We start from the raw sequence: 19,275 nt of genomic DNA, 5'->3' as shown, positions 1-19,275 counted from the left end.
GCTTTCTGCAACTGCGTTGTCGTGACAGTTACCACGACGGCTCATACTGCCCTCCAGACCGTGTGATTTCAGGAACGACTGCCACTCATGGCTTGTGTACTGACTACCTTGGTCAGAATGAACCAGCTGTTACCAACGGTGCAAAACTGATCCACCCCAGCGGTTGAAAATTGATCCAGGGGTTAATCTGCTCCTCTGAATAGGCCCAGTGGGAGCGAAGCTACAAAATGCGACATCTGACTTTTTTGAGCTGGATCTGAGTAAAAATCACTTACCTGTGAAATGGTTGCTATAGCGATTACCCACTGATGATTCAGGGAGTTAGAATTTTGTCACAGGATCAGCCATTTGATGAAAGGGATGTTTGGAGTTTGCTTGCTGACGAGCTTTCCTTACTGCCAGGCATGACCGATGCTGGTCGTTTAGGGTTTGCCATTCAATTGAAATTCCGACAAACATATGGCCATTACCCTGAATCAATAAGCGAACTCCCCTCAGGAATAGTGCGCGTTATTGCTGAACAGATTGGATGTACTTCTGTGCCCTTCGAAAATTACCCTCTTCAGGGACGACAGGCCCAGCGTCACCGACAAAATATTCGTCGCTATTTGGGGGTCAGACTCCCCAATCAAAACGATATAGCGCAGCTTACCGCTTGGTTAACCGAATTTATCCTTCCATTAAACCCGCAAGCTCTACATGGCCGTGAGCTTGTTTCTGACTGGTGTCAGGAGCAGAAGATTGAACGTCCCGCAGCCGATCACCTGGATCGGATTATTCGTTCAGTTGTGCACCAGTTCGAAACAGAACAGCAAAACATCATATTTACCCGCCTTTCACTCGACAGTAAGGTTGCCATCAACCATTTATTGTCGGCCGAAGAGCCCGGTACCGACAGAGTAACCGAATTCACGTTGAGTGGACTCAAAGCCGACCCGGGAAGAGCCAGTCTGGAGAATGTTCTTTCCGTCATCGCCCAGCTAAAATGCCTTGATAACGTTGCGCTACAGCCGGGTATTTTTCAGGGAATATCTCCTAAATTCATCGTGCAGTTTCAACAACGGTGTGCCAGTGAATCGATCAGGGAGCTTCGTCGACACCCTTCGGCGATCCGTTACAGTATGGTGGCCATGTTTTGCTGGCGTCGTCGCCAACAGTTGACCGATGCATTGATTGAAATGTTGATGGTACTGATCCATAACCTCGGTACCCGGGCTGAAAAAAAAGTCGATAAAAAGCAGTTCGCAGCGTTTAAAAAAGTCAGGGGTAAGGCGCGTCTGCTGTTTCGCATGGCCGAAGCCACTGTTGACCAGCCGGACGGTGTCATAAAAGAGGTTGTCTATCCTGTCGTTTCTCAGAAAATGCTGCAAAATCTGGTCGATGAATTCAAAACACTGGGGGTAAATACCGAACAGGAAGTCCATGAATCCATGCGTTCTTCTTACGGTAGCCACTATCGACGCATGTTGATGCCGGTGCTGGACAGGCTTGAATTTCAGTCTGGTAATGCGCTGTATCGACCCGTTATTGATGCCATTCAGATCATTAAAGAAAACAGGGCCAGCAATAAGTATTTCTACGCTGTGGGCGATGTACCCGTTGACGGTATTATTCAGAAAAAATGGCGGGATATTGTCATCGAACAAAGCAAATCAGGCGAAGAACGAATAAATCGCATCAACTATGAAATTTGCGTTTTACGAGCTTTACGTAAGAGTCTGCGTAACAAAGAAATTTGGGTAACAGGCGCTGACCGTTATCGTGATCCAGCTGAGGATCTCCCGGAGGACTTTGCCACTAACCGGACCTATTATTACTCCCTGTTGCAGGCTCCTACCGATGCGACAACCTTTATTATTCAAATCAAAGACAGGATGCGCCATTGGCTCGGCACGCTAAATAATGGCCTGCCAGATAACCCCAAACTTCGCATCAGGGAGCAAGGAAAAAATCGTATTCACCTGACTCCACTGGACAAACAGAGTGAGCCTCCCAACACAGCTGCGCTGAAGCAGGAGATTGGCCATCGGTGGGCCGATCTGGAGTTAATAGACATACTCAAGGAAGTCGATATACGGGAACATTTCTCGTCGTTATTTCGCACATCTGCCAGCCGGGAAGTTCTTGAACCTGAGGTATTGCAACGTCGCATGTTGTTATGTCTGTTTGGCCTCGGTACCAATGTAGGACTGAAACGCATTGCCAGCCAGCAACCTCGCGTTAACTATGATGAATTGCGCTACGTTAAACGGCGGTTTATTCAAAAAGATGCTTTGCGCTCAGCGATTTCACATATCGTGAACGGTATTTTCCGTATTCGTCAGCCGGCCATATGGGGGAATGCGACGACATCCTGTGCCGCAGACTCCCGGAAATTTGGCGCCTATGATCAAAATCTGATGACCGAATGGCATGCGCGCTATGGCGGGCGTGGCGTGATGATTTACTGGCATGTGGACACGCACTCCACATGTATTTATTCACAATTGCGTCGATGTTCTTCATCGGAGGTGGCTGCCATGATGGAGGGTGTTCTGCGCCACTGTACTGACATGGAGATCAACCACCAGTATGTGGACAGCCACGGGCAAAGTGAGGTGGCCTTTGCATTCAGCGATGTTTTGGGGTTCGATCTACTGCCGCGCCTGAAAGCTATCGCCCGACAGAAACTGTATGTGTGTGAAAAGGAAGATGCATCGTTGTACCCGCACCTTACCCCGATTTTAACCCGGGGGATCGATTGGGAACTGATCGCACAGCAGTATGACGAAATAATCAAATATACAGCGGCACTTAAAGTCGGAACAGCCGAACCCGAGGCAATATTGAGGCGATTCACCCGCAATAACATCCAGCATCCAACCTATAAGGCATTGGCTGAGTTGGGCAAAGCGATTAAGACCATCTTCCTCTGCCGTTATTTGCATGATGAGTCGCTACGTTGCGAAATTAATGCGGGTCTCAATGTCGTGGAAAACTGGAACAGCGCCAATAATTTTATTTTTTATGGCGAATACGGAGAATTCACCAGCAACCGGACTGCGGATCAGGAGCTATCTATGCTCTCATTACACCTGTTGCAAATCAGTCTGGTCTACATCAATACATTGTTGATCCAGAATGTGCTGTCGGAGCCGACCTGGCGTCAGCGAATGACCGAAGAAGACTGGCGTGGTCTGACGCCATTGATATAACACCATGTTAATCCGTATGGCCGTATCGAGTTGAACATGGATCAGCGGCTGGCATTGGCCGCCTGATGGTGTCCAAAACTGTTCGGTTTCGTACACTGGATCTCAATACTGTCCGAAAGTAAGTGAAATTAATTTCGGATATGCATTATGATTCGGACATACTTTTCGGACGGGATTTTAACTATGTCACGCGCTTTTGCCTACTGCCGTGTTTCCACACTGGAGCAGAACACGGAAAACCAGCGCAGGGAAATAGAGGCTGCCGGTTTTGCCGTCAAATCCCAGCGGCTGCTCGAGGAGCACATCAGTGGCTCCGTTGCTGCCAGCGAGCGCCCGGGATTTACCCGCCTGCTCGACAGAATGGAAAATGGCGATGTTCTGATTGTCACTAAACTGGATCGTCTTGGACGAAACGCTATGGACGTCAGGAAAACGGTGGAACAACTGGCGGCATCGGGTATCAGGGTTCACTGCCTGGCCCTGGGTGGCGTGGATCTGACCAGCCCGGCGGGGAAAATGACCATGCAGGTGATCTCGGCTGTCGCTGAGTTTGAGAAAGACCTGCTGATTGAGCGCACGCATTCAGGCCTTGCAAGGGCCAGAGCAGCGGGCAAACGGTTTGGCCGGCCACCGGCGCTGAACCCGGACCAGCGGCAGGCAGCGCTTGAACACCTGAAAGCGGGTGCCAGTATCAGCGCCGTTGCCCGCGAGTTTGGTACCTCAAGACAAACCATCATGCGCCTGCGAGACGATGCAGTCAGCCCGGAGTTACCAGAATAAAGGGGAGGGGACCGAACCACCCCGGCACAGTTCCCTGAAGGAATGGCAATTCCATTCACCGCCAATATTAGCTTTTTCCTGGCTGTGATAACATCTTAGGGTCATTTTTCAGAGCCAGGGTTGATGAAAAAGAAAAGCAGCACACCCACCCCCCACGATGCCACGTTCAGGCAGTTCCTGACGCAACCGGATATTGCACGGGATTTCCTGGAAATCCACCTGCCCGCAGAGCTGCGTGCAGTCTGCGATCTCAGCACGCTGAAACTCGAATCCGGCTCGTTCGTTGAGGATGATCTCCGCCAGTATTTCAGCGACGTCCTCTACAGCCTGAAAACCACTGCAGGTGATGGTTATGTCCACGTGCTCATCGAGCACCAGTCAACGCCGGACAAACATATGGCTTTCCGCCTGATACGCTATGCGGTGGACGCCATGCAGCGCCACCTGGAGGCAGGGCATAAAAAACTGCCACTGGTGATACCGGTGCTGTTCTATACGGGTAAGCGCAGCCCGTATCCGTACTCCACCCGTTGGCTGGATGAGTTTGACGATCCGGCGCTGGCCGGTGAACTCTACAACAGCGCTTTCCCGCTGGTAGACGTTACGGTCATTCCGGATGATGAAATTGCTGGCCATCGCAGCATGGCCGCCCTGACCTTACTGCAGAAACATATTCATCAGCGGGACCTGGCAGAACTGGTTGACCGGCTGGCGCCCATTTTGCTGGCGGGATATCTGTCTTCATCGCAGGTCATATCGCTGGTACACTATATAGTGCAGGCAGGCGAAACATCCGACGCCGAAGCTTTTGTACGCGAACTGGCACAGCGTGTGCCGCAACACGGAGACGCACTTATGACCATCGCTCAACAACTTGAACAGAAGGGTATCGAGAAGGGCAGGGCTGAAGGCCTGCAGCTCGGTGAACAACGCGGTATTGAAAAAGGCCGCAATGAAGGCAAACAGGAAGGCAAACTCGAAGTTGCCCGTACCATGCTGGAAAACGGCATCGACCGCAATACCGTCATGAAAATGACAGGTCTGTCTGAAGACGACCTGGCGCAGATCCGCCACTAACCCTTTCCTGAGACGGTTCTGTCGCATTAAGACGGCATCAGGTAACATGCTGTTTTTTGTTATGATATTGCCTGCTCATGCCTCTGATACGTAAAGCTTTCAAACGCCTGCACTTATCCCCTCGATGTTATTGCTCAATGCGTTCGCTGGTATCTGGTTTATGCCCTTAGCCTGCGCAATCTCGAAGAATTATGGCCGAGCGCGGCATTATTGTTGACCATTCGACGCTTCACCGCTGGGTTATCCGTCTGGTGCCGCTGCTGGATAAGGCGTTTCGTCGGCATAAGCGCACCGTGGGTCGGCGGTGGCGCATGGACGAAACCTACATCAAAATCAAAGGCCAGTGGAAATATCTGTACCGCGCGGTAGATACGGCAGGTCAAACCGTCGACTTCCTGCTGACCGCCAAACGGGACGCCGCCGCTGCGTTGCGTTTCTTTCGCAAGGCCATTCGTTATCACGGCAAACCCGGGGTGGTCACTATCGATAAAAGTGGCGCCAATACGGCGGCGCTGTCCACGCTCTACGCTGACAAACCAGAAGAAGACATCATCACTGTCAGGCAGAGCAAATACCTGAACAACCTGATTGAGCAGGACCATCGGAATATCAAACGGCGAATACGGCCGATGCTGGGATTTACATCATTTCGTCGGTCGCAGACGCTGTTAGCAGGCATTGAGTTGGTACAGATGATACGCAAAGGACAACTTCAGCATCCCGCCGGCGACAGATTGTCACCAGCGGAACAATTTTATTTGTTGGCTGCCTAAAATATCGGCAGCACAACTTTTTCTGACTTGCCTACGCTAATGCGACAGAACCAGCTGAAACACTATGATTTGACTGGAGGCATGAGGAAGTGGCAAAATGTGGATCCGGCCAGCGGTGACTTTATTGTTTGCGTACTGTCTGACCGGATTTCCCTGGTGTTGGCTGTTTTAGCGACCTGACCGTAAGGTCAGGTTTTTTTTCTGCTTCAACAACTTGCAGCTATTGTAGCTGCTTGCCTTCCGATTGTAAGTTATGCTTAAGTATTAATGTTACTGTGCTTTAGTGCAGGTATGGTATTAAACCGGCAATACGAAACCACCCGGAGCAGTGATGTTTGCTTTTTTTACTGGAAACAACACGGTTACAGAGACGCTGCAGGCTTATATTCAGCGAAAGCTGCAACCATACGGCTCACCTGAGTATGCCTACACCGTCGTAAACAAAAAAAAACCTTCAGAAGTTCTTATAATCTCCAGTTATCCGGACGAGTGGATTCACCTCTACCGGGCCAACAACTTTCAGCTGACCGATCCCGTTATTCTTTCTGCTTTTAAGCGAACCTCGCCTTTTTCGTGGGACGAAAATATCACGCTGATGTCCGACCTGCGGTTTACCAAAATTTTCACGCTCTCGCGTCAGTATAACATCGTCAACGGGTTTACGTTTGTGCTTCACGATCACATGAATAACCTTGCGCTGCTGTCGCTTATCATCAACGGCATCGGTCAGGAAGGGCTCGAAGCCCGCATTTCAGCAGAACAGGGTGCCCTCCAGATGCTGCTGATCGACTTCAACGCGCAGATGTATAAACTCACGGGATCGATGACTGATAAGGCCAGAGGGCGCTTTGAAAATACTGACGGCGCGATTTTTACGGTGCGGGAAAATGAAGTGCTTTACTGGGCCAGCATGGGGAAAACGTATGCGGAAATCGCGGCGATCACCGGTATCTCCGTGAGCACGGTGAAGTTTCATATCAAGAACGTGGTTTCCAAACTGGGCGTCACTAACGCCCGGCAGGCCATCCGCCTGGGCGCTGAGCTGGATCTCATCAGACCGGCAGCCTCAGCGGCCAGGTGACCACCGCCTGAGGCGGACAGCCCGTACGGGAGATAACAGAACCTGAGAGCTGCAGCTGATCCTCCGGGCCCGTCGGCAGCGTCAGCAGGTAAATACGCTCTTTTTCGGTCAGATGAGCCTCCTTCAGCACGGAGATCTGCCACCCGGAGCGGCGCAGGATGGTCAGCATAGCCCGGCTCACGATGGTGTGGATGCGGGCATGTCCCCGTTGCTGCGCCCAGTTAACCATGGCCAGAAACAGCACCTGACTGACCGGATAGCTCTCTCCCAGCAGGCTGCGCGCGCGGGCCTTGTCCACGAAGAAACGACTGGATTCGGTCCCCTCTTCAGGCAGCTCTACCGTACTGAAGCAGTCGCGGAAGGTGTGAGTTATCATATTTGGCTGACTGAGCGCGGCGAACCGGACGCTGCAGATTAGCTGCCCTTCATAAAGTCCAAGAATATACCGCGTGCCCGGCCCGTCAAATTCATCCGATTCCATTCCCTGACTGCAGGCCACGTCCCAGCCGAGGCGGTCACTGAAGGTCTGCTTTCGCAGCATGTAAAGCTCTGACGCCTGCGTTGTCCTTAGCTCTTCGTAGCTCACGTCAAAAAGTTCCAGCATTCCCTATCCCCTAAAACCGCGGCTGATTACCACAATACAACGATTTTACAAATTATCACGCACAGTTTCAGTGGATTAAGCAAATTTAAGTATTTTTTCCGAAGAATTAGCGCTGCTATCTCACTTCTGAAGTGACAGCTACTCCGGCATCGGTATAAGAGGGGGCAGTTTGGAGATCGGAAATTTTTGTACGTTAAGCGCATTATTTAACCAATACCGCTGCGTAACGGATTGATTTTGTTTCAGCGGTTATCGCTTTTAAGTTGTCGCCCTTGAGGTCTCGCATTTAGGTTATCGGATTAAGGTCAAAACCCCTGAAAATGCTGTATAGCGCGGGAGTACACCCTATTGCTACAGGTAAGCCTGTTCAAAAAACAGGCTTACCGTACAATAATTCTCTATATCCAAACTGACCCCTGTCAGGACATGTGGAAGCCATACCGCGACGTTGCCAGCCAGCTATTCCCGAAAGCCAGCATCGTCGTTGACCGCTTCCATATCCAGCGCATGGCTAACGAGGCGATGGAAACGCTGCGTAAGTCGCTCAAAAAGGATCTGACAGTTCACCACCGGCGGCAGCTTAAAGGCGACCGCAAGATGATGCTGATGCGTCAGCGTGACCTTAACCCCATGCAGCAGATGATTATCGAAACGTGGCTGGATCACTATCCTGAGCTGGGGCTTGCCTGCCAATTGAAGGAAGAGTTCTTTGATATCTGGCTGGCACAGACCGAACCTGAGGCCAGAATGCGCTATCAGAACTGGCTGGCAAAGATACCCGAGCGTCATAAAAAGCACTGGAAGCCGCTGATTACGTCGATGACGAACTGGGAAAAAGAGATATTCGCCTACTTCGGCCCGGCCCAACGGAAGACCAACGCCTTTACGGAGTCCATCAACCGCAAGATGCGCGATCTGAACCGTGATTCGCGAGGGATGTCCTTTGAGATGTTCAGGGCTAAAACGCTATTCACCCTCAGGCACAAGTTCAGCAAGCCGAAACCAGTGAAAGAATCACCGTTCACGATTGGCTATGTCACCGTTGGTTCGTGGGATCTGGATGATGAAATCCTAGACGATTACGGCGTATCTATCGACGCTATTCTGGAATCCAAAATCGGCGAATAACTAGCCGCCAACAACATACCCATCATTTTCCATTCAACGGGGTTCGGGATGTCCTAACAACAGGATTTCCGGAATACCCTTAAAAACTAAAGACTAAAAGCTAGAGACCCTGACGACACAACACAGAGTCCGTGCTGCGGACGTCGTTGGCGATGACATAGCCAGTGCCCGGGTTTAGATTAAAAACACAGCGACACTGGCTATTTTCCGCATTACCGCGCAACAGTCACCATTACATAAGGATCTTCATCGTCACCCCTGATGGTTAGGAAACTCAAAAGGGTCGATTGAGTTTCCTAACCATCGAGCCAGTGAAAAAGGTGGTGTGGCTGGCAATCCAGGCGGCCTCACTTAAATGGACGATGCCGCTGCGGGACTGGCGTATGACCATGAGCCCTTTTATTATCGAGTTCGGTGACCGCCTGGACGGCCACTACTGAGAAAGGCATTTACACAGAATTGTGTACAGAGTCTGGTGAGTCATAGTCGCTCTGACCTGTTAGAACCATTCGCACAAGCCCGCTGACGGACCTCCGGATAAAAGCGCGTGTTTTTAGTCCTCATTCACGAAAGTATCACAACTAAATGTAATTAAACTCGTGATAGTGATTGCATTACTCTTATTCCCATAGCTATCCATAAAATATACTCTCGTTTCCTGATTTACCACCTGTTTTTCAAACTTCCCATCAGATGCAGGTCTTCGAATAGAATCACCTATAACGATATTAATACCTGGGGGAATGTTTGTGGTATCCCAAGTAAATGAAAGTTCGGGGGCACGATTCCAGATGCTCCCCACTACCCAACACGCACTCCATGTAATACGTGGTGCTTTAAGGTCATAAATACTCACCGCATCACTGCTGACCGGCGTGCCGGCCAGCTCAGGGTGCAGGCTTCCCTTCGGCGTCACCGTCAGGCGCACCTGGTAACCGGCGTAGCTGGCGTCCGGCGTCCACTTCCGGTTCTTCGCGGCGTTGCTCTGCGGCACCGTCCAGCCCTCTGACGGGGTCTGCCGGTACTCCCACTGATAGGACGAGGCATCGCTGCCGCTGCCGTTGCCGCTGTAATCATAGGTCACGTCCAGCTCCTTACCGGCCAGCGACGTCGCCGGCGCCTTCACATGCGCCACTGACGGCGCTGCGTAGATTGCCACCGCATCACTGCTGACCGGCGTGCCGGCCAGCTCAGGGTGCAGGCTTCCCTTCGGCGTCACCGTCAGGCGCACCTGGTAACCGGCGTAGCTGGCGTCCGGCGTCCACTTCCGGTTCTTCGCGGCGTTGCTCTGCGGCACCGTCCAGCCCTCTGACGGGGTCTGCCGGTACTCCCACTGATAGGACGAGGCATCGCTGCCGCTGCCGTTGCCGCTGTAATCATAGGTCACGTCCAGCTCCTTACCGGCCAGCGACGTCGCCGGCGCCTTCACATGCGCCACTGACGGCGCTGCGTAGATTGCCACCGCATCACTGCTGACCGGCGTGCCGGCCAGCTCAGGGTGCAGGCTTCCCTTCGGCGTCACCGTCAGGCGCACCTGGTAACCGGCGTAGCTGGCGTCCGGCGTCCACTTCCGGTTCTTCGCGGCGTTGCTCTGCGGCACCGTCCAGCCCTCTGACGGGGTCTGCCGGTACTCCCACTGATAGGACGAGGCATCGCTGCCGCTGCCGTTGCCGCTGTAATCATAGGTCACGTCCAGCTCCTTACCGGCCAGCGACGTCGCCGGCGCCTTCACATGCGCCACTGACGGCGCTGCGTAGATTGCCACCGCATCACTGCTGACCGGCGTGCCGGCCAGCTCAGGGTGCAGGCTTCCCTTCGGCGTCACCGTCAGGCGCACCTGGTAACCGGCGTAGCTGGCGTCCGGCGTCCACTTCCGGTTCTTCGCGGCGTTGCTCTGCGGCACCGTCCAGCCCTCTGACGGGGTCTGCCGGTACTCCCACTGATAGGACGAGGCATCGCTGCCGCTGCCGTTGCCGCTGTAATCATAGGTCACGTCCAGCTCCTTACCGGCCAGCGACGTCGCCGGCGCCTTCACGTTCGCCACTGACGGCGCTCCGTACATCGTCACCACGTTGCTGATAACCTGCGCGCCCGCCAGCACCGGATGCAGTTTACCGACCGGCGTGACGATTACCCGGACCTCGTCACCGGCATAATCCCTGCCGGGCTTGTAGGTGCGTCTGTCATGACCGTCCTGCTGACCGTTTTTCCAGTCTTTCTCGTCTGTGCTGCCTGCCGGCCGCCACTGCCACTGGTACGTGGAGGCGTCCTCTCCGGTGCCGTTGCTCTCGAAGGCGTACTCCGCCGTAAGCTCGCTGCTGCCGGCCTCCAGCCCGCCGCTTATTGTTACCCTGCCGCCTTTCACCGCCGGTGCCGCATATATCTCATACGCCGCCGACGCCACAGGCCTGCCGCTGCTCAGCGTCAGCGACGCCTTCAGGCCGCTGCCCGCCGTGGTGGCCGTGTAAGTGGCGCCGTAGCTGCCGTCGTTGTTGTCCGTCCAGTCGCTTTTCAGCGCGGCGTTGGCCACCGTCACCGCGCCCGCCGTCAGCAGCGCCGACTGGCCGCTCACCGGGTTGCCCTGCGTGTCCTTCAGCGTCACCGTCAGCGCCATGTCGGTACCGGCCACGTAGCTGGTTTTGTCGGTCGCAATGGTTCCCTGCGTCACCGCGCCGGCCGTGATGGCATACGCCGCCGACTCTGCGGGCCTGCCGCTGCTCAGCGTCAGCGACGCCTTCAGGCCGCTGCCCGCCGTCACCGCCGTGTAGGCCACCGCGTAGCTGCCGTCCCCGTTGTCCTTCCACTTACCCTTCAGCGCGGCGTTGGCCACCGTCACCGCGCCCGCCGTCAGCAGCGCCGACTGGCCGCTCACCGGGTTGCCCTGCGTGTCCTTCAGCGTCACCGTCAGCGCCATGTCGGTACCGGCCACGTAGCTGGTTTTGTCGGTCGCAATGGTTCCCTGCGTCACCGCGCCGGCCGTGATGGCATACGCCGCCGACTCTGCGGGCCTGCCGCTGCTCAGCGTCAGCGACGCCTTCAGGCCGCTGCCCGCCGTCACCGCCGTGTAGGCCACCGCGTAGCTGCCGTCCCCGTTGTCCTTCCACTTACCCTTCAGCGCGGCGTTGGCCACCGTCACCGCGCCCGCCGTCAGCAGCGCCGACTGGCCGCTCACCGGGTTGCCCTGCGTGTCCTTCAGCGTCACCGTCAGCGCCATGTCGGTACCGGCCACGTAGCTGGTTTTGTCGGTCGCAATGGTTCCCTGCGTCACCTGGCCTGCAACAAACGTCACCGTCACCGTTTTACCCTTGCCGCCGTCCGCGGCCGCAGCAGCGGTGACGCTGAACTGACCCGCAACGCTGCCGGTCAGCGTCACCCGGGCTTGTCCCTGCGCATCCGTTGTCACTTCCGCAGAGTCGCCTTTTCCGTCGATACTCAGCGCGGGCGCCGTCAGCCTGACGGCCGCATTCGCCACCGCGTTACCGCCGGCGTCCTTAACCGTCGCCCTCACCGCGTTCTGTGCCCGGCCATCTGCCATGGAGTTGTCTGCGGTCACCTCCAGCGCGGTCACCGTCGCCGTACTGCTGTCGGCCACAAAGCTCACCGTTCTGTCCGCCGCCTTTTTCTGCTGCGCGCCGGTGCCGGCGGTAACCATGATGTCGCTGACCGCCGTCGTGGTACCTGTCAGGGTCACCGTGGCGTGACCGTCTTTACCGGTCCGGGCACCACCGCTGACGCTGACGCCCGTTTTATCTGCTGCGGCCTCCACAACGGCACCCTCCACCGGGTTCCCCTGGTTATCCTGCACCGTCACGCTGTAGTTAAAACTGCTCGCGCCGCTGGCCGGTTTCATGATGATGTCACCGTCCAGCGCTACCGCTGTCACCGACGCCGTACTGCTGTCTGCCGCCAGGCTGATAACCGCTTCCGGTATGCTGACGCCGCGGACGGCCGGCGTCACGCTGTACCTGTCCGGTATCGTGCCGGCCGTCACCACTGCCGTGTAAATACCGGCCGACTGACGCCGGAATGCGGTCATCGCCGGCTGACTCTTTGCCGCCGCAGCCGGTACAGCGTCCTTACCCGCGTAAGCCTTCTCTTTCGTGCTGACCGTGATTTCGCCTTCACCCACGTCCACCTGCTGGCCGCGCGAATCCTTCAGGGAGAGCGTCAGCGTCTGCTGTGTCCTGCCGTCCGCCGGCATCACTGACTCCGGCGGCGTCAGGGTACTGGATATGGCGCTGATGGCAGGCTGGGTAACCGTCACCTGTGCTTCAGCCCGCGCTGAAGTGTTGCCTTTTTTATCCACCGCCACGCCGCCGACAGTATAGGTGTTGCTGCCCTGTGCATCATACTGCCAGGCCGGCAGCACCACGTTATACCCGCCGGCACCGTCCGCCACGATTTTGCCGCCGCGCGCCAGCAGCAGCGGCGCATCCCAGTCAATATAGTCAAGCCCGTACTTGCTGTTCACCGACGCGCCCAGCGATTTCATCTCCCCGCTCCAGCCGGTAATCAGAGGGCTCAGATGAAGCCGGATAACCTTCTTCCTGCGGTACTCCAGCACGATATTGTTATTGCGGTCCACCAGGTCATAGCGACTGCCCGCCAGGCTGCGCAGGACAGCCACCGCGTCCGGGCTGAACTGCCGGTGCCACGGCACGCCCGGCTGAATACGGAAATCGACGCCGAAACGGGCATCGCTCACGCCGGACTGCCCCTGCTTTCTTTCCGCGCTGAAGGTGACCAGCGGCACCGGCGTCCAGGTGATACCCGCCGTAACCGCCCGCGGGCTGCGCTGCCGGTGGTCAGTGCCGAAGAGCGCCACCTCATTACCGTAATACTGTTCATACATCAGCTTTCCGCCCAGCTGTGGATACGCCGGCAGCCAGGCTTCAGAACGCAGGTCCCAGCCGTTGGCCGGGCGCGCTTCGTAATCCTCAGGCTCTTTCGCATCCCGCCAGCCGCTGAGCCGCAGATAGCGGTTGGCCGACAGCTTCAGGTTATCGCGACCGTACTCCAGCCCCAGCCCGGCGCGGTAGTGATAGCGGGAGAGGTCGTCATCAAAAAAAAACGTTGCCGCCCGCCATCCAGTCACGCTGAAAGGTGCGCAGCCCCATCCCCAGGTTGGCCTGAGTGCGGTCATCAGTGCGGTGCAGGCTGCCCTGAGCGAAAAGCAGCCGGTCCTGGCGCTCCCACAGCGGGACCAGCATGTCAAAGCTGGAATTTCTCAGGGAGAGGTTTTTATCCGCATCAAGCTGTACGCGGGCGGTGCCGAACCGGCTGAGCCACTGCTGAATTTCGCCTGTCGCCTTACCCGTCGCCATACCGCGGGCAAGAGAGGCTGCCGCATCGCCGTCCGGATGCCCGGAAAAAAATGTGCCTATCTGTGAGGCCAGTCCCGCCACGGACCGGGAGCCTGCGTCAGTCACCTCTGGCTGCGGCGCGGGGTGTTTATCATCCCACGCAACCGCAGGCAGCGGCGCCAGCGGTACGTCCAGCTCATCGCCGGGCTGCAGGTGGTCAAAGCCGCGGGCAAAGGTACGAAACTGATTGAGCCGGCGCAGAGCCTCCACCGTCATGTTGTATTTTTTTGCGACCGAGGCCACGCTTTCGCCCGGTGCCAGCGTCCGGGGCCGGGTATGCAGGGACAGCGCCTCCCCTGACTGTGGCAGGAAGTGCTGCGTCTTATTCTCTGCGGCCATTACCGGCGTAAACGCGCCGGCCAGGGGAAAAGCAAGCTGTATGGCAATATTGAGCCATGCGGTTGCACGCAGCATCTTACGGGGGCGTGGGGAGGTGAGAAGGCAGTTTGTTTTAATCACAATAAGGATTCACAGAAACAGGTAACAGGTAACAGGTAACAGGTAACAGGTAACAGGTTAATATTCCGCATGGAATAATCCCGGCGAGACGGTAATTAAAAGCTATTAATAACTATAATCAATTATTACCAGCTCGGCTACCGGTTCTAATGGAATGGACGCCCCCGTTCACGGCAACCAGGGCATACCAGTGAATGCCTTAATTTCTCTATTTCTTTCTCAGGTAATTTTTGGAAATCGATAACTGAGTAGCACTTATCGACACCACCAAAAGTACAAATACTATTAAACATAGTAAAGTCACCTCCTGTTATTTTGTTATTTAAAAGATAATTAAAATCCCCTCAATATAACACATTACTTTTTCTCTCTTACCTGTTGTGCCCTTCTCAGCGCATAGCCCAGGCGTAATGTTTTTCCGCATAGTTGTACAGCCGGTAAGAGTTCTGTTCGTCGCCACCAATAAAAATACCGTTATCCATAATCCCCTCGGCCAGCCGCTGCGTATACCGGTGCGCAGCCTCATCCAGCTCAGCCCGACTCCCCCACGCGCCCTGCTGCTTACGCCAGTTCAGCCGCACGGCTTTCAGCAGGCGGCACATCTGCTGGCAGATGAAGTAGCAGGCGACGACGTTGCGCGCATCCCCCACAAAGACCACATCGCTGTCCGGGCGCATCATTTCGTTCCACAGGTAGATATCGTAGCAGCCCAGCATCATGGCCACGCGTTTTGCCACGAAACCGCCGTACCAGTAATACGCGGTGCGGGGGATGTTCAGGCGGCGGCTCTCGGCAATATTACCGGTATGGAATGACAGCAGGCCAGATTCCGTCAGTTCCCGGACCAGCACCTCCAGCGCCCTGTGCCAGGCCCCGGTTTCACTGCGCTCAGACAGTGCTGAAAAGTACCGGCTGACAATGCCGGCAATCTGCTGTTCCGGCACGGCGTCACCATTCTCTGTCTGAAGGGACAGTTTACGGCACAGTTCCTCGCGCTCCACCAGGGCATTCAGCATGGCATCCGTTGTCACGTTCTGTGCGGTGGCCAGTGACGCGACACGTTCACGCAGGTCATCAGAGAGAAAGACGCCAGCCCCGGCGGCAACCGCCGACGGTATCCTGACGCGGCGTGATACGGGCTTGTAGATTTTGCCGGTCTCCGGCCTGATTTTCAGGCCAGCCTTAAGCCAGCGGCTCAGCTCCTGGGGAAGGATATCCGGATTGTCCTTCAGAAAACGTCCGGTTTCCGCGCGCCGTTCCGTACACGCTGTCAATGTAGTCGGCCAGCAGCATAACGATATCCACAGAAGTGTTTATAAACACTATCGTTTATATCATATGCATACCGGACTGGCGAGCAGTGCGCAGCCGGTCCACTGAATGACGCGAAGCGTCATGGAGGCGCCAGCGGGTGTTGAATATGGCTCAGTGAGTGAATGGCGCCGTGGCCCGGCGCAGCCGGTTACCGTTCTGATAAGTTCTGCCAATCCACCCCTTCACCCTGCCAGACATAAACCCGCTAAAAGCGATACAGAAGCTTTTGTGCGCCGTCGGAGTGGTCACGACAAGGCGTAGCCGCAGTCGGGGCGTATCTCCGCGTTAGCGGGCCGTGAGGGCCGCTTACGGGCGTGTTATTCCAGACCTTCCAGCGATACTTCTCAAAGCGACTTAGCTCTAGTTACAACATCCATCATTAAAAGCGATGCTGTTCCGGCCTTTGGCCGGGGCGGCCTCGCTTTTCAGTGGTGGGAGGGGCTGTGAGGGTTGAGGCAGGCACGGTTCCTGCTTTTGAGTGAGTATTTTGAATGTTGTAACTATATGTGCTGTGCCGGGGCCCGTCGCGTAGCGATGGGAGCTACTTTAGGTAGTTGCCGAACCGGCGCGGACGTGAGTCCGCTGCAAGGGCGGGCATTTTCAGGAGCCTGTCCACAGGTCAGGCGACGAACAGGTTATATATTTATATGAATGAAATAAAAGATATTTAAAAGAAGTACAGAGCAGGTTTTTAAAGGAAACCACGCACTTTGAAATCAGGTCGGCTGGCGCTCTGTAAGCATAACGGCTGTAACCTTATGGAAAGGTCCCTTGCAGTTATTTGTGGGTAACTGAATCTGGCGATGAGATGTGGCCACTCTGATGCAATTTCTGGCCATTCTGATGGCGGAATGGGGTGAATGTCAGGAAGGACGGCCGTCATTTCGTGCAGAAAACCGTCAGTCTGGAGCTGCAGACGCGCGAAACCCTCCGGCGCCAGCCGGATTTTTCAGTCAGGTAGGTTATATGGGGACGGTGGCCAGCCGCGTGTAGTTGTTGCCACGCGACATTAGCATGCGCTCTTTCACGCGGCGCTCCAGCTCCCGCTTCATGGCATCAAGACCGCCGGTGAATCGCCCGCTGGCGTATTCCCGCGTCAGCTGTTGCTTCACCAGGGTCACAATGTCCTTACGGGTTCTGTCCGCGTCACGTCGCGCACGGGCGCGTTTCAGGCCATGCTGTTTACGTTCGGACTGGTAGCTGCGGAACCGTTCGCGCACAAAACGCCAGGCCTTCGCTATCAGCTCGTCCATCTCCAGTGGCTTCAGGTTCTGCTTCTTACGCTGCTGATTTTCCCATTCGACGCGGCTGCGGCGTGCGGCCACAACAGCTACGTCAGAGACGTCGAGCGCGGAGAACAGTGCCGGCGTGAAGGTGATATCGGTCGGGATGTTGCAGCCAATCTGCGGGTCATACTCGGTCTGGTAGGTAATCAGCCCCAGCTCCGCTATGAACTTCAGCGCCCGCGTGGCACGGGTGATGGACAGATTGCCACTTTTTGACTCGGTGGCCAGACCGCACTCGATGGCCAGATTGGTGATGGAGCGCTGTACACGATTGGCCAGCGGGTCATAGTGGAAGCACAACCCCTGGAGCAGTGCATCAATGGCACGACGACGCAGCAGAGGCGGCATCCGGTGACGTTTACCCAGCGAGCGTACAAACGCCACATGGACGGAAAAGTCAAAACGGGACGTGAAGCCCTCAGCTTTCGCCATCAGCTTACGACAGAACGGCAGGGTCTTTTTCCCTTCTCGCGGCGTGAATACCGGATTCGGGTTTTTGACCTGACGATAATGGGAGAACAGGGTCTGAGCGTCAGTCACACCTTCCCGCACTTATGTTGCACGGAAGGAGCAAATGGCGCAGAAACAGGTGTTGAACTTTTCTGAGCATAAAACTATACTCCCTGCATAGAGCAACAGCTTCTATACAGTTTAAGTAGGCCCCGTTAATCTTCGATCCCGCCAAGAATTGAAAGATTATCGGGGTTTTTGCTTTTCTGGTTCCGGGTAGACACCTCATCAGAACCAGTTCCCTGCCACCTTACGGCGTGGCCAGCCAAAATTCTTTAAACGATCAGTAATCTAGCACTCACAAACTTAAGTATCAAGAATGTGATGTTGTTGCATTCTTTCTACTCTTTCGCAGACGCCATCGCTATCAGTTTTTCAATCATTTCTGCCTGGGTAATACCTTCTTTCTCACAAAGAAGCTGAAGCTGGTTTTTGAGAACATCTTTTACAAAAACTCGAATCTCTTTGTGAGTTGTTTTTTTACGAGCTAGAGCCTGCTGTTGACGTTCTGACGCAGAAAGCGGATTACCTTTTCGATACTGACGCTTTTCTTTCGATGAGGAAGTTACTGCATTTCCGACCTGCGACATCTCTGCCTCCTCAAGGATCAAACAAGGATCGTTTCGCAGAGGATACTACAGATTTTTGAAATCAGCGACTTAACTTCAGACAAAAGTGTGAACCGTGTTGGCGCACGGTCTACGTTGTATGATCGTTTTCCTGAGGGTCAGTACGTCTGTTTCCAGTCCGTTCCCTGCGCCCAGCGGGATGTCCAGTGGTCCAGATAACGCTGCGCCACTGTGGGGTCATCCCAGACTACAAGCACGTTCTCCGAATTCGAACGGTCCGCAGCCCTGCTGAAGTTAAACGAGCCGACCTGAGTGTTGCGCCCGTCAGCGACGATCACTTTGTCATGGAGAATTTTGTAAGCACTGACAGTACGAACCGGTATACCGGCACCCAACAGAAGATTCATGGCTGCTTTACTGGCGTGGTTGTTCTTTCCTGTATTGGCTTTCCAGTCCAGAACCACGGCCACATTCACTCCCCGGCATTTTGCTCTGACAAGCGCCCTGACCACCTCCGGAGAGGTGAAGGAATAGCCCATCAGGCGGATATCCTGCTGTGCTGAGTCAATGGTCTTAAGGACCAGCTGCAGCGCCGTTCCTTCCGGTGAAAAACCCGCCTCGATACTGGCTGCGCAAACTACCGGCACAGGCGCTGAAAGTGCCAGACTGAGCAGACCTGGCAGACACCATCTTCGGACACTACGGTTTAATCGCATTGCGATCCTCATTACATGCTCCCCATAAAATACGGGGAGACTATCTGCACATCACCAAGCAGCAGCCAGAGGCTCAGAGCCAGCTCCTCCATCAACACCAGCGTAACGACGACGAATGTCCACATCCGATGATCGCGCTTCAGGAGACGACTGAAAAATAGTGCACTGACTATCAAAATGCCGACGGTTACCCAGGGGGCGAACTGGTTGATAAGCATTGCATCGCTGCTGCATTCAAAACATGCCATATGATTTCATCTTCTCTGAATTAACTAAGAAACGCCGGATGCGGGGAAAACTCGCTTTTACCCGCATCCGGGGTTGGCCAACCGAACAGCGTGAGAGCGGCAGGTCATCGTGCCCGGCGATGCCGGGAACGAAAGTTTGGTTCGGCAGGATTCGTATTGGCGCTGAGGGGGGC

At 55.1% G+C, this 19,275-nt stretch carries 14 protein-coding genes and 5 pseudogenes; 9 read left to right on the top strand and 10 right to left on the bottom strand.

Going from position 1 to position 19,275, the window contains the following annotated elements; genetic code table 11:
- Positions 1-126, bottom strand: a pseudogene (locus tag QRY16_RS14975) (DDE-type integrase/transposase/recombinase); the annotation flags it as partial.
- Between the two features lie 182 nt (positions 127-308).
- On the opposite strand from QRY16_RS14975, the pseudogene QRY16_RS14970 reads away from it, so the two are divergent.
- The 5 genes and pseudogenes from QRY16_RS14970 to QRY16_RS14950 all read left to right on the top strand — a co-directional run bounded on the left by QRY16_RS14970 (position 309) and on the right by QRY16_RS14950 (position 6,905).
- A pseudogene (locus tag QRY16_RS14970) lies at positions 309-3,260 on the top strand (Tn3 family transposase).
- A 117-nt stretch (positions 3,261-3,377) separates the two neighbouring features.
- Positions 3,378-3,974: a recombinase family protein gene (locus tag QRY16_RS14965; RefSeq protein WP_289777159.1), complete on the top strand. Its 597-nt coding sequence runs from the start codon at positions 3,378-3,380 to the stop codon at positions 3,972-3,974.
- Positions 3,975-4,097: 123 nt separating this feature from the next.
- Positions 4,098-5,051 (top strand): Rpn family recombination-promoting nuclease/putative transposase, encoded by a 954-nt coding sequence (locus tag QRY16_RS14960; RefSeq protein WP_289777158.1) that lies wholly within the window; start codon positions 4,098-4,100, stop codon positions 5,049-5,051.
- 77 nt (positions 5,052-5,128) lie between these two features.
- Positions 5,129-5,824 (top strand): annotated as a pseudogene (locus QRY16_RS14955) (IS6 family transposase).
- A gap of 331 nt (positions 5,825-6,155) precedes the next feature.
- Positions 6,156-6,905: a LuxR family transcriptional regulator gene (locus QRY16_RS14950; protein ID WP_289777157.1), complete on the top strand. Its 750-nt coding sequence runs from the start codon at positions 6,156-6,158 to the stop codon at positions 6,903-6,905.
- On the opposite strand, the gene QRY16_RS14945 is transcribed toward QRY16_RS14950, so the two are convergent.
- Positions 6,877-7,509: an acyl-homoserine-lactone synthase gene (locus QRY16_RS14945; RefSeq protein WP_289777156.1), complete on the bottom strand. Its 633-nt coding sequence runs from the start codon at positions 7,507-7,509 to the stop codon at positions 6,877-6,879. The genes QRY16_RS14950 and QRY16_RS14945 overlap by 29 nt on opposite strands.
- Before the next feature lie 417 nt (positions 7,510-7,926).
- Between QRY16_RS14945 and QRY16_RS14940 the strand changes: the two are divergent.
- Together QRY16_RS14940 and QRY16_RS14935 are read left to right on the top strand one after the other, a co-directional pair.
- Positions 7,927-8,637 (top strand): annotated as a pseudogene (locus tag QRY16_RS14940) (ISL3 family transposase); the annotation flags it as partial.
- A 287-nt stretch (positions 8,638-8,924) separates the two neighbouring features.
- The gene (locus QRY16_RS14935) at positions 8,925-9,077 is read left to right on the top strand and encodes a hypothetical protein (RefSeq protein WP_289777160.1); all 153 of its coding nucleotides are present in this window, start codon (positions 8,925-8,927) and stop codon (positions 9,075-9,077) included.
- 113 nt (positions 9,078-9,190) lie between these two features.
- Here QRY16_RS14935 and QRY16_RS14930 read toward each other — a convergent pair whose 3' ends face one another.
- From QRY16_RS14930 to QRY16_RS14920, 3 genes are all read right to left on the bottom strand, one after another.
- Positions 9,191-13,780 carry an inverse autotransporter beta domain-containing protein gene (locus tag QRY16_RS14930; RefSeq protein WP_289777155.1) on the bottom strand — a complete coding sequence of 1,530 codons (4,590 nt, stop codon included), beginning with the start codon at positions 13,778-13,780 and terminating at the stop codon, positions 9,191-9,193.
- Complete coding sequence (locus tag QRY16_RS14925; RefSeq protein WP_289777154.1) at positions 13,698-14,414, bottom strand: inverse autotransporter beta domain-containing protein; 717 nt, start codon at positions 14,412-14,414, stop codon at positions 13,698-13,700. The genes QRY16_RS14930 and QRY16_RS14925 overlap by 83 nt, the downstream gene beginning before the upstream one ends.
- A 434-nt stretch (positions 14,415-14,848) precedes the next feature.
- A complete protein-coding gene (locus tag QRY16_RS14920) occupies positions 14,849-15,733 on the bottom strand; it encodes a hypothetical protein (RefSeq protein ID WP_289777153.1) in 885 nt (294 codons plus the stop codon).
- A 106-nt stretch (positions 15,734-15,839) separates the two neighbouring features.
- Here QRY16_RS14920 and QRY16_RS14915 point away from each other — a divergent pair, with 106 nt between their 5' ends.
- Positions 15,840-16,034 carry a hypothetical protein gene (locus tag QRY16_RS14915; RefSeq protein WP_289777152.1) on the top strand — a complete coding sequence of 65 codons (195 nt, stop codon included), beginning with the start codon at positions 15,840-15,842 and terminating at the stop codon, positions 16,032-16,034.
- Between the two features lie 701 nt (positions 16,035-16,735).
- On the opposite strand, the gene repA (QRY16_RS14910) is transcribed toward QRY16_RS14915, so the two are convergent.
- The gene (repA, locus tag QRY16_RS14910) at positions 16,736-17,611 is read right to left on the bottom strand and encodes an incFII family plasmid replication initiator RepA (RefSeq protein ID WP_261667011.1); all 876 of its coding nucleotides are present in this window, start codon (positions 17,609-17,611) and stop codon (positions 16,736-16,738) included.
- The gene (gene tap, locus QRY16_RS14905) at positions 17,592-17,669 is read right to left on the bottom strand and encodes a RepA leader peptide Tap (protein WP_072201924.1); all 78 of its coding nucleotides are present in this window, start codon (positions 17,667-17,669) and stop codon (positions 17,592-17,594) included. Before tap ends, repA (QRY16_RS14910) begins: the two co-directional genes overlap by 20 nt.
- An 85-nt stretch (positions 17,670-17,754) precedes the next feature.
- On the opposite strand from tap, the pseudogene QRY16_RS22110 reads away from it, so the two are divergent.
- A pseudogene (locus tag QRY16_RS22110) lies at positions 17,755-17,859 on the top strand (replication protein RepA).
- 51 nt (positions 17,860-17,910) lie between these two features.
- On the opposite strand, the gene repA (QRY16_RS14900) reads toward QRY16_RS22110, so the two are convergent.
- The 3 genes from repA (QRY16_RS14900) to QRY16_RS14890 all read right to left on the bottom strand — a co-directional run bounded on the left by repA (QRY16_RS14900) (position 17,911) and on the right by QRY16_RS14890 (position 19,102).
- Positions 17,911-18,159 (bottom strand): replication regulatory protein RepA, encoded by a 249-nt coding sequence (gene repA, locus QRY16_RS14900; RefSeq protein WP_058655865.1) that lies wholly within the window; start codon positions 18,157-18,159, stop codon positions 17,911-17,913.
- A gap of 137 nt (positions 18,160-18,296) precedes the next feature.
- Positions 18,297-18,854, bottom strand: coding sequence for a phospholipase D family nuclease (locus QRY16_RS14895; RefSeq protein WP_058655891.1), 558 nt, complete (start codon positions 18,852-18,854; stop codon positions 18,297-18,299).
- A gap of 11 nt (positions 18,855-18,865) precedes the next feature.
- The gene (locus tag QRY16_RS14890; RefSeq protein WP_230979151.1) at positions 18,866-19,102 is read right to left on the bottom strand and encodes a hypothetical protein; all 237 of its coding nucleotides are present in this window, start codon (positions 19,100-19,102) and stop codon (positions 18,866-18,868) included.
- Positions 19,103-19,275: the final 173 nt, after the last annotated feature.

Origin of the sequence: Mixta mediterraneensis (assembly GCF_030283135.1) — a bacterium.
Lineage (GTDB): Bacteria > Pseudomonadota > Gammaproteobacteria > Enterobacterales > Enterobacteriaceae > Pantoea > Pantoea mediterraneensis.
This window is presented reverse-complemented; position numbering and strand designations above follow the sequence as displayed.

What these genes read in the sequence shown, in the direction of transcription:
- QRY16_RS14965 (WP_289777159.1), top strand. Translation starts at nt 3,378, where the DNA reads ATGTCACGCGCTTTTGCCTACTGCCGTGTTTCCACACTGGAGCAGAAC.
- QRY16_RS14960 (WP_289777158.1), top strand. Translation starts at nt 4,098, where the DNA reads ATGAAAAAGAAAAGCAGCACACCCACCCCCCACGATGCCACGTTCAGG.
- QRY16_RS14950 (WP_289777157.1), top strand. Translation starts at nt 6,156, where the DNA reads ATGTTTGCTTTTTTTACTGGAAACAACACGGTTACAGAGACGCTGCAG.
- QRY16_RS14945 (WP_289777156.1), bottom strand. Translation starts at nt 7,509, where the DNA reads ATGCTGGAACTTTTTGACGTGAGCTACGAAGAGCTAAGGACAACGCAG.
- QRY16_RS14930 (WP_289777155.1), bottom strand. Translation starts at nt 13,780, where the DNA reads ATGACCGCACTCAGGCCAACCTGGGGATGGGGCTGCGCACCTTTCAGC.
- QRY16_RS14925 (WP_289777154.1), bottom strand. Translation starts at nt 14,414, where the DNA reads ATGCTGCGTGCAACCGCATGGCTCAATATTGCCATACAGCTTGCTTTT.
- QRY16_RS14915 (WP_289777152.1), top strand. Translation starts at nt 15,840, where the DNA reads ATGACGCGAAGCGTCATGGAGGCGCCAGCGGGTGTTGAATATGGCTCA.
- tap (WP_072201924.1), bottom strand. Translation starts at nt 17,669, where the DNA reads ATGCTCAGAAAAGTTCAACACCTGTTTCTGCGCCATTTGCTCCTTCCG.
- repA (WP_058655865.1), bottom strand. Translation starts at nt 18,159, where the DNA reads ATGTCGCAGGTCGGAAATGCAGTAACTTCCTCATCGAAAGAAAAGCGT.
- QRY16_RS14895 (WP_058655891.1), bottom strand. Translation starts at nt 18,854, where the DNA reads ATGCGATTAAACCGTAGTGTCCGAAGATGGTGTCTGCCAGGTCTGCTC.
- QRY16_RS14890 (WP_230979151.1), bottom strand. Translation starts at nt 19,102, where the DNA reads ATGGCATGTTTTGAATGCAGCAGCGATGCAATGCTTATCAACCAGTTC.